The 13,118-nt window shown below is 56.6% G+C and carries 9 protein-coding genes; all 9 read right to left on the reverse strand.

From position 1 onward, the window contains the following. Positions 1-202: 202 nt before the first annotated feature. Entirely contained in the window at positions 203-1,693 is a 1,491-nt protein-coding gene (locus tag ACN5W5_RS01050) for a hypothetical protein (RefSeq protein ID WP_420046754.1), read from the reverse strand. Between the two features lie 34 nt (positions 1,694-1,727). Further along, positions 1,728-4,067 (reverse strand): GtrA family protein, encoded by a 2,340-nt coding sequence (locus tag ACN5W5_RS01055; protein WP_420046755.1) that lies wholly within the window; start codon positions 4,065-4,067, stop codon positions 1,728-1,730. Continuing rightward, positions 4,057-5,007: a WxcM-like domain-containing protein gene (locus tag ACN5W5_RS01060; RefSeq protein ID WP_420046756.1), complete on the reverse strand. Its 951-nt coding sequence runs from the start codon at positions 5,005-5,007 to the stop codon at positions 4,057-4,059. The genes ACN5W5_RS01055 and ACN5W5_RS01060 overlap by 11 nt, the downstream gene beginning before the upstream one ends. Continuing rightward, on the reverse strand, positions 5,008-5,955 hold the full coding sequence (locus ACN5W5_RS01065; RefSeq protein WP_420046757.1) for a glycosyltransferase family 2 protein: 948 nt from the start codon (positions 5,953-5,955) through the stop codon (positions 5,008-5,010). Next, positions 5,952-7,052, reverse strand: coding sequence for a DegT/DnrJ/EryC1/StrS family aminotransferase (locus tag ACN5W5_RS01070; protein WP_420046758.1), 1,101 nt, complete (start codon positions 7,050-7,052; stop codon positions 5,952-5,954). The genes ACN5W5_RS01065 and ACN5W5_RS01070 overlap by 4 nt, the downstream gene beginning before the upstream one ends. Positions 7,053-7,114: 62 nt before the next feature. Then, positions 7,115-9,145, reverse strand: coding sequence for a glycosyltransferase family 2 protein (locus ACN5W5_RS01075; protein WP_420046759.1), 2,031 nt, complete (start codon positions 9,143-9,145; stop codon positions 7,115-7,117). 66 nt (positions 9,146-9,211) lie between these two features. Further along, entirely contained in the window at positions 9,212-10,408 is a 1,197-nt protein-coding gene (locus ACN5W5_RS01080) for a glycosyltransferase (protein WP_420046760.1), read from the reverse strand. Continuing rightward, positions 10,395-11,525 carry a non-hydrolyzing UDP-N-acetylglucosamine 2-epimerase gene (wecB, locus tag ACN5W5_RS01085; RefSeq protein WP_420046761.1) on the reverse strand — a complete coding sequence of 377 codons (1,131 nt, stop codon included), beginning with the start codon at positions 11,523-11,525 and terminating at the stop codon, positions 10,395-10,397. The genes ACN5W5_RS01080 and wecB overlap by 14 nt, the downstream gene beginning before the upstream one ends. Continuing rightward, positions 11,522-13,111, reverse strand: a complete 1,590-nt coding sequence (locus tag ACN5W5_RS01090; protein ID WP_420046762.1) for a polysaccharide deacetylase — start codon at positions 13,109-13,111, stop codon at positions 11,522-11,524. Before ACN5W5_RS01090 ends, wecB begins: the two co-directional genes overlap by 4 nt. Between the last annotated feature and the right edge of the window lie 7 nt (positions 13,112-13,118).

Here is a 13,118-nt window from a genome sequence, read left to right on the forward strand (position 1 = left end):
ACAATATCTCAACTACGGCAAGTGACATTGCACGGTAGCTTGCCCATGGGACAGGTACAGTTGTAGCGAATATTGTGTGAAAAGCGGTGCTCGTGAACTATGGGAAGAAGTCGGTGGCCGTTGGCCGGTGTCAGTGAGTGGGCTGCGAATCCTATCTGGATGCGGTTTCTATTGAATCCACCCAGCAAAAAAACTTCGTTGCTCAATTGTGTCGTTGATCGAGTGAAAAGATGCGCCAAGATCTTTTAATTGCGAACAAAACCAGAACAAAAGAGCTTAAAGCTATCACTCCATTAAAATAGCTTTCCCTCGACATCCAAGGGCCTAACCTGCCGAAGTAAACCTGCCAATCAGGGTGCGACAATGGGAGCTGTGAAATAACGGCCTGTGCCAGAGTCGGTTTTATGGCAGCAGCAGGGATAAGCATGACCACAGCCATCACCGCAAAAGGTAGCAGGCGCCATTCGCTGCGCAATCTAACAGCCAACCATGCAACACTCACAGGGAACACTGCGGCCCATTGGCGACTTTCCGATCCCATCAACAAAAATGGTAGAAACGCGAGTATGACGACTGCCAGACCAAGATGTGGCTCAAGTTTTGACTTAGGTATCGCAATGGACCATCGCAGTACCGACGCAATGGCAAGCGGAAGAATGGGGCCAAAGTACAGGAAGTTTGCAACGAGGGGCTTGAAAGGAGCTGCGAGGGATTGCAGCAACATGTTATGAAGAATAGGCGGACCCCGGAAACCGCTATCCCAGTCAAGAATAAATACCAATAGCAACAAGCTGAAAGCACTAGCACCAATGGTCCAAATCATGCCCTGCAATGATAGCTTCGACCAGAACCAGCGTTGTGTAAACAACCTTGTCCATGCCAACCAAATTGCGACAACCGATAGGAGGAGGCAAGTCATCGAGATATATTTCAACGAAAGCCACGCAACATCAAGGCCTTTTGGATGTGTCGTGATTTCAGCATCTTCAATGTGGAACGCGATAACGCAAACTGCAATCAAAGGAAGGGCAATCAGTATCTGCAGCATCCATCGAAACATTGGCCGCAAGGTACTTTTTAACTCCACGGAGGAATTTGGATCCATTGGCGCACAGGCCAATAACATGGGAACCAATAAAAGACCCGGCATGATCCAAACGGAAGCAAAGGCCAGGATCGCTAGAAGGTCGGGCCTGTTTCTGTTCCAGACCCACATAGACAACACAGACACTACCAACGCAGTGTGATCACTGAGCATCGGGTAGAACACAGGCATGATCAGCCAGGACCAACTCAGACCAAGGCAAGACGTCGCGATCCATGCCGCACTCTTCGATAGCCCCCAGTCCAGTAGCAGGCGAAGGAACATCCCCAAAGAGATGGCCAACATCACCGAATTCAATATGGACTGAAAAAGTAACAGTCCTTGCTCTTTAAGGCCACCAAGTGCTGCGATTAACGCAGGCGCAAAACCAAGCATTCGACTGAGGTGGTATGGGCCTGTGTCGACAAATGACCCCGCTGCGATTGTCTGAACATAGCGCAAGTACAAGGCACCATCCCATCCAGCACCTTGAGCCACCGGTATGCGACCTGTAATCTGGCTGACAATGATGAAGATTACAATCGCAATAAATGCGCATGCCATTGCGTGCCGGTTTGCGCAACGGATATCTGTCGACTCGCTTTGCATGCGTGTCCCTGTTTTTAATCGGTTTGACCGGTAACTATTCCGAGGATTTCATTCGGTATTGAAATAACTCTGTGGCGGGTTGTAGGTTTCTTGTGGTGATGGGTCTTATGAAGCCATTTAAAATGTCTGGGTAAAAGTCAGGGCAATCATAGCGCTTACTCTTGTCATGTTGTGCTTCCATCCATCGGTTGCGAATGCAATCAGTTCCACTGAGTTCTTTTGCCTTTATGGTCTCGAATTTTTTCGAATCGTTGTGGATAATCTGATCAGATTTAAATATTACAAGAAGTAATATTAGAGGAATGGTAAGCCGGCGTCGCCAAGCTGTGTTGGGTTTGATGAATTCAAGTGTCAGTGCGAAAAAAATCGGGAGCAATGCAGCAAGCCACCAATAATGGAACCTGCCCTTTGCATAAACAGCGATTTGTGCCCAGCCGGTGGCATCTTTTGCGGTCAATCCTGAACGTCCTGCGGACACCATGCAAGCATACAGAAGTGCCCCAAACCCGCAGCCGAAGGCTATCAACAGGGTCTGATTTTCACGGATGCTGAGTCGACGCCGGGTCGCAATAAAGGCAAGAAAAAGCAAGCTTGCAAAAAACAATATAACTATAAAAAGATCCAGCCAAACAGACGTGTTGGGCAGGCCAGTTGCGCGTCCAAACAAACCGGCAAAAAACCACCAAAATCGGGCTTCAATTGGCAAGACCGTTGCAGAAGCGTGGCTGTGTTCCAGCAGCGATCCTTGCCGCGAAATGACGATGCCAAGTTGTACCAGCATGGTCGTAACGCCGACCAAACTCAATGTTATAAGTGCGGGTCGCCAGCGATTGGCATCCTGATTGTTCTTGATGATGCCAGGTCGTGCTTGAAGCCATGGAAGGGAAATGATGGCAAGGCTTGCAATGCCCAGTGATATGAATAATATAGGGCCTGATATATAAGCCAGACCCGCTGCCAGTGCCAAAGAAGCAAACACCACCAGCTGACCCGGCGTTGATGGGTTTTGGTCGCTGATTTTCGTGAGATGCCAGAGGCTCCATGTGAAAAAAAGCACAGGCAACATTTGATGGTAAGCAATGCCAGTGTGGCCCCAGTACCCCGAACTTGATATGCAAAGACTCAGAAAAATCAGTGCAATTGCTGTGAAATTTCGGCTGAAGTGCAGGAGCAATGCAATCGCGAAAGATAGAAATCCAGCCAACGCAACAAGTCCGAAAATTCGGATCGATAAAAAATTGCCATTGAATGCTTTCAACAATATCCAGTCGAATACCTGTCCGGTTAAAAAGTAGGTGTCATTGCCGGAAATCAAAATCCAGTCAAAACTTTCGTTGATGAGCGAAAATCCTCCATCGGAATAATAGCGCCAGTCGTCCATAAGGGGTAGCCAGGCGGAGGACCATACCACTTGGTGTGCAAAAATCGAAAAGCAAAACACAACCCATGCCACAGCCCAGTTTGTTGCACCATCATGGCCATCGAGCTGCTTGGGCCAGAGTTTGAAAAGTGCAAACAAAAACAGCCCTGCAAACAGCCAGGGGATCATTCCGAAAAGGGTGACGGTTGCAGGGATACTTATTTCTAGGTTCGAATAGCTTCCAGCTTGATCAATTTGTCTGATGATTGAATCTGGTTTGACATGTTTGCGCAAACCAAGAAATAGAAAGTCTACCTTCTGTAGCTGGATTGAGTCTGAAAACGAGGAGATATCTAAAACTAGACTTCTTGCCAGTGTATTCGATGCGGAAAACACAATCGTGCGGGTTCCGGACAGCACCTGTTGCGTTGTGGACTCAATTGAGCGGGTGAAAGGCTGGGTTTGAGTCAGTTGCATCTGACCACCAGCACTTCTTAAAGTGATCTCGAGTTGCGGGTGGTAGCCTAAAAATAGTGAAGCGAAAGCGCAGGATATCAGCCAAAAAAATATGATCTTGGGCTGTGTCAGGCGGCCAGCGTTCAGTTGAAGTTTCTGCCACAGCATCTGAAGGGTGTAATTTTGATGCATCACCCAACGAACTGCAACAAAGTTGATGGGCACGCTCAAGATGATCACAAAAATGGCTGCCAGACTTGGAGGAACCCCCATCCCATCGCTGATCAAACGCAATAGCAGTGTGCCAATGATCAATTGCGGGAAGTAGGCAATTGGGTAGAGCGCAATCTTCAGCTTGGTGCTGCTCTTGAAGAACACCCAGCGGCTGTTCAGGTAGTAGCCAAAACCCAGTCCCAGGACATAAGAGACGATATAGGCCAGTTCATAAGACGTTACCCTGAGCAATAAGAGGTAAACAGCATAGCTCAGCGCTGTATTGACCGTGCCAGAAACCAGAAATCGATTGAACTGGAGAAAAAACGGGCGATTAGCTTGCATCGGTCTGCTTGCTGGTCATGCTCAAGAACTGACCGTAGTCACGAATATAGTCGCTTGAATCGTAATGATGCGACGCCAGGACCAGCAAGACCGCACCTTCGGAGTACTGGTACTGGATGCCCCATGTCATGGGCGGCATGTGCAAACCAAGACCGGGATTGTCCAGTTTGACTTCCTGGCGGAGCGTGCCGTCATCGACCACGACGCTGCATTGCCCATTCAAGCAAACCAGGAATTGATGGCATACCTTGTGCGCATGTTCTCCTCTCACCTCCCGATTGGGAACGCCAAAGACCACGAAGGAGCGGTTCACCGAGAATGGAACATGTTGCCCAAACTCCAGAGCGACCAGACTACCGCGCAAATCCCGGGCCTGCGGGAGTTTGCGCAGCGTTACACCTTTCACGTTCAGCTGTTGCACACCACTGACGTCAACTTCGTCAGGTAGTGTTGTCGCCTTGCGGCTCCGATCGGTGCCAACATAGCCAGTAATGCGACCAGGGTTTCCCATGACAATCGCATTGGGCGGCACTGAGCGGGTGACGACTGTGCCAGCTCCGATCATTGCGTTTGCGCCGATATGAAGCCCTGGCAAAATGGTCGCGTTTGCACCGATGGATGCTCCCTTTTCTATCCTGGTCAGTGGGTAGCTTTCGAGATGTTGTCTGCTGCGCGGGTAGCGGTCGTTGCTGAAGGTCGCATTGGGCCCGATGAATACATCATCTTCAACGACCATGCCATCCCACAGCTGGACGCCACATTTAACCGTAACACGGTCACCAATGACAACATCATTTTCAATGAAAACATTGTCGCAAATGTTGCAATCGGATCCGACCATGGCCCCTGGCAATACATGTGCAAATGCCCAAATACGGGTTCGCGCTCCAATCTTTGTGCTTTCGCACAGGGCATGCTCGTGGCAGAAATAGTCTTTCATTCAGATCTTTTCGGTTGTATTCGTATTAAATTCGAATTTTCGTTGAATCATGGACAGCGGGCGCTGCTTGGTGTTTTCGTAAGCCCGCCAGGCGTAGGTGCCAACAATGCCCAGGCCCAGTGTGTTCAAACCTCCAAAGCCTAATACCGCCAGCAAGGTGGCTGTGTAGCCTGGCACCTCGATGAGGCCGGTCAATCGAGAAAAGGCCGCGACCAGGGCCATTAAAAACGCCAGAGAGAGTGCAGTAATGCCCAAGCGTGTCAGGATCCGGATAGGAAGATCCGAAAACGAAAACACGTTGTCAAACAAATAGTCCAGTTTGCGACGGAAGTTCCATGCACTGCTTCCTTCCTGGCGTCCTAGTCGGCTGTAGGAAAGGGTTTCTCGACGAAATCCCAGCCAGAAAATCTGCCCAATCAGCGAGCTTCTGGCCTCCTGCAGCGAAAGCAGGTGTTCCAAAAACAAGCGATTGCAGCCAAACACGTCGACACCGCCCAGTGGTACTTGAGGCATAACGAACTTGCGGTATGCCCACCAGAACAATTGTGAGAACCACTGTGAAAGGCGTGGGTCGTCACGACTGACGCGACTCGCGACAACCACATCCGCACTGTCGGCGTTCAAGACCTCAAACATCTTCAAGATCAATTCGGGCGGTTCCTGCAGATCGGCCGCCATGACAGCAAAATGCTCGCCCCGCGCAACTTGAAGACCCGTGCGGATAGCAGGGAAAGAACCAAAGTTTTTTGACAAGGTCACCAGTTGCGCTGGAAACCTGGCTTGCTGCAGTCCTTCATGCAGGCGCTCGGCGCTGGCATCAGGACTGCCATCCACAACAAAGACGACCTCCAACTCACCGTTCAGGGCTTCGTACATGCCCTGAACGGTGGTCAGCAGGCGCGGAATGGACCCCTCGTTGAGATATACCGGAATGATCAATGAGTTCATTGCCCGTTCCAGTCGTTGATGATTTGTGCAATCCTGTTGACTTCGGCGTCGTTCAAGGCTGGAAAGCAGGGCAGGGTCAACACGGTTTGTGCGGCTGCTTCTGTGACCGGAAGATGGGTTCCCGAATATTCAGACGAACACACGGGTTGTCGGTGGTCCGGAATCGGATAGTGAACATCGGTGGCGATATGGTGTTGGCGCAGGTGCTGAGCCAGTGAGCCGCGCTGATGGACCCTGACCACGAAGAGGTGGGCGACATAGTCGTCGCCGGTGACCGTGGGCAGCCTGACCAACGGGTTGGTGATCTGCTCGCTGTAGCGCCGTGCGATGTCTCGCCGCTGTTGATTCCACTGGTCAAGATAGGGCAGCTTCTCGACCAGAATGGCTGCCTGCAAGGCATCCAGCCGGGAGTTGCGCCCTCCAGCGTGCAATACCTCGTATTTTTTGCCCCAACCATACTGGCGCAGGCTTTTCAGTCGCTGCGCCAGCGGTGTTGACGCGGTCACGACGGCACCACCGTCACCCGCTGCACCGAGGTTCTTCGTTGGATAGAAGCTGAACGCAGCCAGATCACCGTAGCTGCCCGCCATCCGGCCATCGGCACCTTTTGCCCCGTGCGACTGCGCGCAGTCCTCGATCAGAAACCACCCCCGCTGCTGACACAGTGTTGTCAATCTGTTCATGTCCAGCATGCGACCAAACAAATGGGTGGCCACGACCACCTTTATATCTGTAGCAGGGACGCTTGCGAGAGCCTCCAGGTCCATCAACAACGAGTCGTCGTCGACATCGACATAGACCGGTTGCAGATCTGCGCCGAGCGCAGCAACAGAGGAATAAAAACCGGCATTGGCAACCAACGCGATGCCCGACTGGGCCGGCAGGTCCAGCGCCCGCATGGCCAGTTCCAGCGCGTCGGTGCCATTGCCCGTGCTCACACAATGTTCAACACCGCAGTACTGAGCGAACAGGCCTTCAAAGTGTTCAACTTCGCTGCCCAACACGAAATAGCCCGATGACAGCACCCGTCGCGCTGCCTCCATGATTTGTTCGGAGAGCGTGCCGTCTTGCCGCGTCAGGTCATTGATCAATAGCATGTTGTATCGACGATTGAAGGGTTGGTTTGAATTACGCTGATCGCAGACAGGATGTCGTGCGATCAACGTGCGGTGTGGTTGCTAGCGGGGGCACCATGTTCGACTCTCGGCGGCCAAGCCAGACTGAAGTCCTCATGGACCAGCGACAGGTTGGGGCTGTAATTCCTGTCCTCCGCCATCGTGTTACCCCAGCGGGCGAACATGTATTGCACTTCGCTGGCGAATCTCGCCTGTTTGGCGGGGTTGTCTTCCAGTCCGCGCGAGGCTGACTCATGGTGCTTGAGCACAGCATGTGGGGTCCAGACGTTCCTGAATCCTGCGGCCTGCACGCGCAGGCAGAAGTCCACGTCATTGAAGGCGATGCCGAGCTGTTCGTCAAAGCCTTCCACGGCCTCCCAGACGGATCGTTTGATGGCCAGGCAGGCGCCGGTGACGGCGCTGAGTTCCTGATGCAGCTGAGCACGACCGAAATACCCGGGTGCGTCGCCAGGGAAGAACTTGTGCGAGTGGCCGGCGACACCGCCGATACCCACGATCACGCCGTTGTGCTGGGCGCGTCCATCCGGGTAGAGCAGCTTGGCGCCCACCGCACCGACATCGTTGTGCACGGCGTGGGACACGAGTTCGTGCATCCAGCCGCCGTCCAGGATTTCGATGTCGTTGTTGAGCAGCAGGATGATGTCACCCTTGCTTGCAGCGACACCCATGTTCACCAGGCGCGAGAAGTTGAACGGGATGCTGGCATCCAGGATGCGGACCTTTTCGCTGGCGACCTGCTTGTAGAGCGCCTTGACCTGTTCGTCCACGCTGCCGTTGTCGACCACCACGATCTCGAAGTTGGGGTAGGTGGTTTTCTCCAGCACCGTCTTCAGGCACAGGGCAATGAGTTCGGGCTTGTCCCGCGTGGGGATGACGATGCTGACCAGGGGCGGCGGGTCGGGCAACTGGAATTTGACGCGGTTGTAGTGGGGGATGATGCCCGGTACCACTTCGCCCGGAAGCCCCACGCGCGCCAGGTGTTCGGCCACCGCTCGCCGCGCCGCATCCAGTGCGTAGTTCTTGTTGTCAATGCTCAACGCGGTGCTGCCTTCGCAGGCGCGCCAGTGGTAGAGGATGCGCGGGATGTGTGCGATTTCGTCCTTCTTGAGTCCTTCGACCAATCTCAGGGTCAGGTCGTAGTCTTGTGATCCGTCGAAGTCGCTGCGCAGCGGCCCCACCTGGTCCAGCAGTGTTTTTTGAACCGCCGTGAAGTGGCAGACCATGTTCTGGGCCAACATGAGTTCGTAGTTGAAGTCGGACTTGAAATAGGGCTCGAACCGGTTGCCGTTTTCGTCGATCTTGTCTTCGTCTGAATAGATGAGCCTGGTTTGCGGGCGCTGGTTGATCGTGTCCACGACCCAGTGCAGGGCATCCTGGGTCAGTTCGTCGTCATGGTCCAGAAAGCACACCCAGTCACCGGTGGCGAGTTCGATGGCGCCGTTGGTGGCCCCCGAGATGCCGCTGTTCTTCTCCAGCTTCACGTAGCGGATCCGGTCGTCCTGAGCCAGGTACTCCTGGACGATCTCTTCAGCCTCCGGGCGGGTGGAGCAGTCGTTGCAGATGCACAGTTCCCAATTGCTGTAGGTTTGTGCCAACACGGAGTCCAGCGCCTTGCGAAAGAACACCGGGTCGGGGTTGTAGGTCGGCATGACGATGGACAGCTTGGGTGTGCTGGTGAACGTCTTGGCCTGCAACAGCAGGCGCTTGAGGTAGCCGGCGTCTTTTTGATCGTATTGCCGGACCCAGCGCGTGTAGTCGTTGCTGGTTTTCTTGCTGGTTTCGGACAGCAGCCGGGTATCAAGGGTCAGGCGCCTGATGTCTTTGTCAAAATCACCGCGCAGGTATTTCGCGGAGAACCGGAGGCGCTCCCACAGCGTGCGTGCTGCCTGACCGTTGGGGGACAGCAGCGCCTTCAGCAGGCTGTTGCGGGCGATGCCCTCGCCTTGAATGCTGAGGGCTTCATCGACGCGAAGCTGGTCGTTCAGGCGCGCGATTTCTGCTTCGCGGCGTTCGTAGTGCGCCAAGAGCGCCAGTGGGGTTGTGTTCTTGTCCATGTCGTTGGGTGCTCTATCGAAAGCCGAGGAGCTGAAAGCGGGTGGGAAAACGGCGTATTCGGCGCATCAACCGCCAGAGCCGTTCACGATTTGAAGCATCTTTTCAAGGCGCCGTGACCAGGTATTTTCGCCGACGAACTCCGCAGCTTCCTCAGACGTCAATCGGCCACGCCGCAACTGGTCATGAATGGCCCGGGAAAAGCTCGGCACATCATGGCCAATGCACAGTCCGGCATGGTTGTGTCGGGTGAATTCCAGCGGTGTCGAGGCCACCGGTACACCCGCGGCCAGGTACTCGAAGTACTTCATCGGAAACATGCTGCGTGTGTAGTCGTTCACCCGGGTGGGCAGCAGCCCGACAGCCATGCCGCGCAGATATTGCGGCAAGGCCGCATAGGGTTTGTGCCCCAGGGTATGCACATTGGACAGCTTGTGCATCTCGGACAGCGTGGGGTCGTGTTGTCCCTCCCGCTCTTCGCCGATCAGGACAAAGCTCCACTCGGGATGTCGTTGTGCCAGTGCATGCAGCAGCGCAAAGTCGACCTTGAAGTCCGACAGGGCGCCCACGTAGGCCAGGCGCGGGGTCGGGATCGCTGCCAGATCTTCAGGCAGTGGCCCGCTTTCCAGGGCCTGCCCGAAATGCCCGGCATCCACCACGTTGGGCAAGTCGACCACCTGAGGGTGATGACGGCTGCACTTGGCTTGCAGGGCTGGGCTGGTCGTGAAAACGTGGTCTGCGACCTTGAGGAGGCGCACTTCGGCCTGGTTGAATGCGCCCGCGTCTATACCGGGGATCGCTGCGAGATCGTCGACACAGTGATAGACCAAGGGACCGGTATCAAGATCGTCCAGAAGATCGACGATGTACGGGTGGTAGGTCCAGATCATGGGCCGGGAAAATGATCGCTGGCGAATGAACCAGCGCAGCACGCCGCTCAGCAAGCGGCGGTTGAGTGTGCGGATCCAGGGATGGTCATGGCGGAACGGCACCAGGAGCGGGGAATAGACCCACAGGTTCTTGCTCACCTGCCTTGGGCCGCGCAGACCTCGCCAAAGGCGTCTGAAGATGCGTCCCCAGTCGGTGCCACTGCCCAGTTTGGGTGGCCTCAGGCCGATGCTCTCGACATACAGCACGCGCCACCCGGCTTCGGCCAGATGGGCCGCGGTGTGCTGCTTGTTGGTCCAGTAGGGCGTGTCCCAGTCGGCGGTGGCAAAGAGAATGCAATCCTTGCTGGCGTGTGGTGTCCGCTCAGCGGTGGCCATGTCGGGCCCCGTTTCCTTCGTTCAACAGCACCTGCAGCATGCGTTGCGAGGCCTTGCCATCGCCATAGGGATTCGGTTGACCCAGCAACCGGGCTCGCCGCTCCGGGGCGTTCAACCACCCGCGGGCCGCTTCCAGAATGGGGTCGACATCGGTACCGGCCAGGGTCGCAAATCCCGCGTCTATGCCCTCGCTCCGTTCGGTGTGTTGACGCATGACCACCGCCGGCACGCCAAACGACGGCGCTTCTTCCTGGATGCCGCCGGAGTCGGTCAGGATCAGGACCGAGCGGCTCTGCAGGTACAGACTGGTCTCGAAATCAACGGGTGGCATCAGCCGCAGGTTGGGTATGCCGGCCAGCCGCTGGTAAACCACTTCCTGCACCTGCGGGTTCAGGTGAACCGGAAACACGAAACCCAGCTGGGGGTACTCGCGACCCAGTTGAAGCAGGGCTTCACAGATGTTTTCCAGTCCCTGTCCGAAGTTTTCGCGCCGGTGGGTGGTGATCAGGACCACGTCCTGATCCGGGAAGAGGTCGACGGCTTCGCCCTGATAGGGGTGCTGCGCCCATTGACGCCGGATCAGCTCGATCGCGTCGATGACCGTGTTGCCGCACTGCGTGATGTGTTCCGGCGCGATGCCTTCAGCGAGCAGGTTGCGGGTGGCCTTGCTGGTCGGCGTGAAATGCCAGCGCGCCAGACGCGCGATCATGGCGCGGTTGATTTCTTCTGGAAAGGGGCTGTAAGGGTCGCCCGTGCGCAGTCCGGCTTCCACGTGTGCCACGGGGATGCGCTGGTAGAAGGCTGCCAGCGCACCCGCAAACGCTGTGGTGGTGTCACCTTGCACGACCACAACGTCCGGCCGGTGTTGCTGGTAGGTGTGGGTCAGGCTTTCGATCAGTCGGGCGGTGAGTTCCGGCAAGGTCTGGTTGTCGCGCATCAGGCCCAGGTCGATGTCGGCCTGGAGGCCAAAACACGCCAGCGCCTGGTCCAGCATCTGACGGTGTTGGCCGGTCGAGCAGCTGAGCAGTTCGATGCCATCCAGGTGGCGCGCCGCCTCGATCACGGGCGCGAGCTTGATGACTTCCGGGCGGGTGCCAAAAACAACCATGAGTTTCATCGCACCAGGCCTTCGCGTTCGATGCACAGGGACTGGCCCTGGTACCGCACTTGCAGCGGCCAGGGGGAAGCCGCCTGCGGTCGCACAACGAGGAAGCCCTCGGGCGTGGCCCGAATCCGCGTGTGCGCGCGGTCATGCAGGAAATCCATGGCCTGGTCTTCGTTGGCGAACAGAACCCGTCCGCGCTGGCGCATGTGCTGAATCAGCTGGACATGGGCGCTGGCACGCTGCGTTTCGGTGAGCCATCCGTATTGATAACGTTCGGAAAACGGGTGGTCGAGGTAGCCAAAAAACGCACCGCCTTCGCAGGCCAGATCAAAGGCCTGCTTGAAGATCTTCATGGGTTCGTCGCCCTCCAGCATGCAGTCGCCGTGCAGCATGCACTGCTGGCTGTGGCCAATGAAGCCGGTGCCCGAAGCCGGTGGCACGCCTGCGCGGGCCATCAGGAAGTCGAAGTCGTTGCGGATGATGCCGCCGATGCAGCCGCTGTAGCCGGCGTCGGCCAGCCCCAGCCGTGCATACACGGGCGTCTGGTGGAAGGGTGAGACCGCGTAGCGCACGGTGTGGCCGATGGTGTCGCGGATCACGTCGGCCGATGTTTTGCCTTCGAGGTAGGCGGCTTCGTAGCTGCCTCCCCAGTCCGGGGCATGGGTGGCGGTGTGCGACAGGATGGCGCCTCCGGCGGCCAGCACTTCCCGGGGCAGGACGTGGTGCTGCACATCGCTCAGCACCTTGGCGTGCAGCGCCAGGCTGAACGGAACGCCTTCGCGCTGGTACACCTGCCACAGCGTTCGAGCCGACTCCACGTCTTCGTCGCAGTCCAGCCGCATGGTCACGGCAGCGTCAAACCCGTGGGGAATTTCGGCCAGCACGGGCCAGCACGGCAACTCGGCCGGACGATGATCGGAGAGGAAGTCTTCGATCCAGCGCCATTCCTGTGAATCGATCGGGCCAACCGCGCGGTTGACCCAGAGCAGGCTGGCCGGACCGTGGTCCCACAGGCCCGCGTAGGCACCGTGGTGCTCCGCTTCGACCACGACCTGTGCCAGTTCGTTGCCGGGCTCCAGCCAGGCGCGTTGCGCCAGTGACCAGGGTGAGCCGTCCGCTGTGATGGCCCCGAAGCCCAGGTTGTTCCATTCGTCGGTGAAATCGTAGCGGCGCAGTGCCCGCTCTGGCTGGCGACAGGTGCGGCCCGTCAGGCGGCGCATCGGATCGGGCAACCAGCGCACGCGGGCGGCACTTTCAGAACACTGGTAGGTGCTGGCCGGCGCGCAATTGGCCGCCTCGATGAGGTCCTGCGGCAGCGGCTCGGTGCGCACCTTCAGGAAGTCGGCCAGAGAGGGCGCAAGTTCGCCCAGAACAATGATCTTGCTGCGGGCACTGGCCATGCGAATGAGCGCGGGGACCCAGTCTTCCAGCGGGTTGATCACGACCCATGCATGGTGCCCGCCCGGTTCAGGAGGCGTCTGCAGCAGACCGGAAAAACTGCCAGGCGATACCTGGTCCAGCCCGCAGCTGCGGGCCAGTGCCGCCGTCAGCAGCGTGGCGGTGGTCTGTTGATTTCCGGGAGCGAGAACGTGGATCATGGGGCAA

Source organism: Hydrogenophaga sp. ZJX-1 (genome assembly GCF_048590325.1).
GTDB lineage: Bacteria > Pseudomonadota > Gammaproteobacteria > Burkholderiales > Burkholderiaceae_C > Hydrogenophaga.

What these genes read in the sequence shown, in the direction of transcription:
- ACN5W5_RS01050 (WP_420046754.1), bottom strand. Translation starts at nt 1,693, where the DNA reads ATGCAAAGCGAGTCGACAGATATCCGTTGCGCAAACCGGCACGCAATG.
- ACN5W5_RS01055 (WP_420046755.1), bottom strand. Translation starts at nt 4,067, where the DNA reads ATGCAAGCTAATCGCCCGTTTTTTCTCCAGTTCAATCGATTTCTGGTT.
- ACN5W5_RS01060 (WP_420046756.1), bottom strand. Translation starts at nt 5,007, where the DNA reads ATGAAAGACTATTTCTGCCACGAGCATGCCCTGTGCGAAAGCACAAAG.
- ACN5W5_RS01065 (WP_420046757.1), bottom strand. Translation starts at nt 5,955, where the DNA reads ATGAACTCATTGATCATTCCGGTATATCTCAACGAGGGGTCCATTCCG.
- ACN5W5_RS01070 (WP_420046758.1), bottom strand. Translation starts at nt 7,052, where the DNA reads ATGCTATTGATCAATGACCTGACGCGGCAAGACGGCACGCTCTCCGAA.
- ACN5W5_RS01075 (WP_420046759.1), bottom strand. Translation starts at nt 9,145, where the DNA reads ATGGACAAGAACACAACCCCACTGGCGCTCTTGGCGCACTACGAACGC.
- ACN5W5_RS01080 (WP_420046760.1), bottom strand. Translation starts at nt 10,408, where the DNA reads ATGGCCACCGCTGAGCGGACACCACACGCCAGCAAGGATTGCATTCTC.
- wecB (WP_420046761.1), bottom strand. Translation starts at nt 11,525, where the DNA reads ATGAAACTCATGGTTGTTTTTGGCACCCGCCCGGAAGTCATCAAGCTC.
- ACN5W5_RS01090 (WP_420046762.1), bottom strand. Translation starts at nt 13,111, where the DNA reads ATGATCCACGTTCTCGCTCCCGGAAATCAACAGACCACCGCCACGCTG.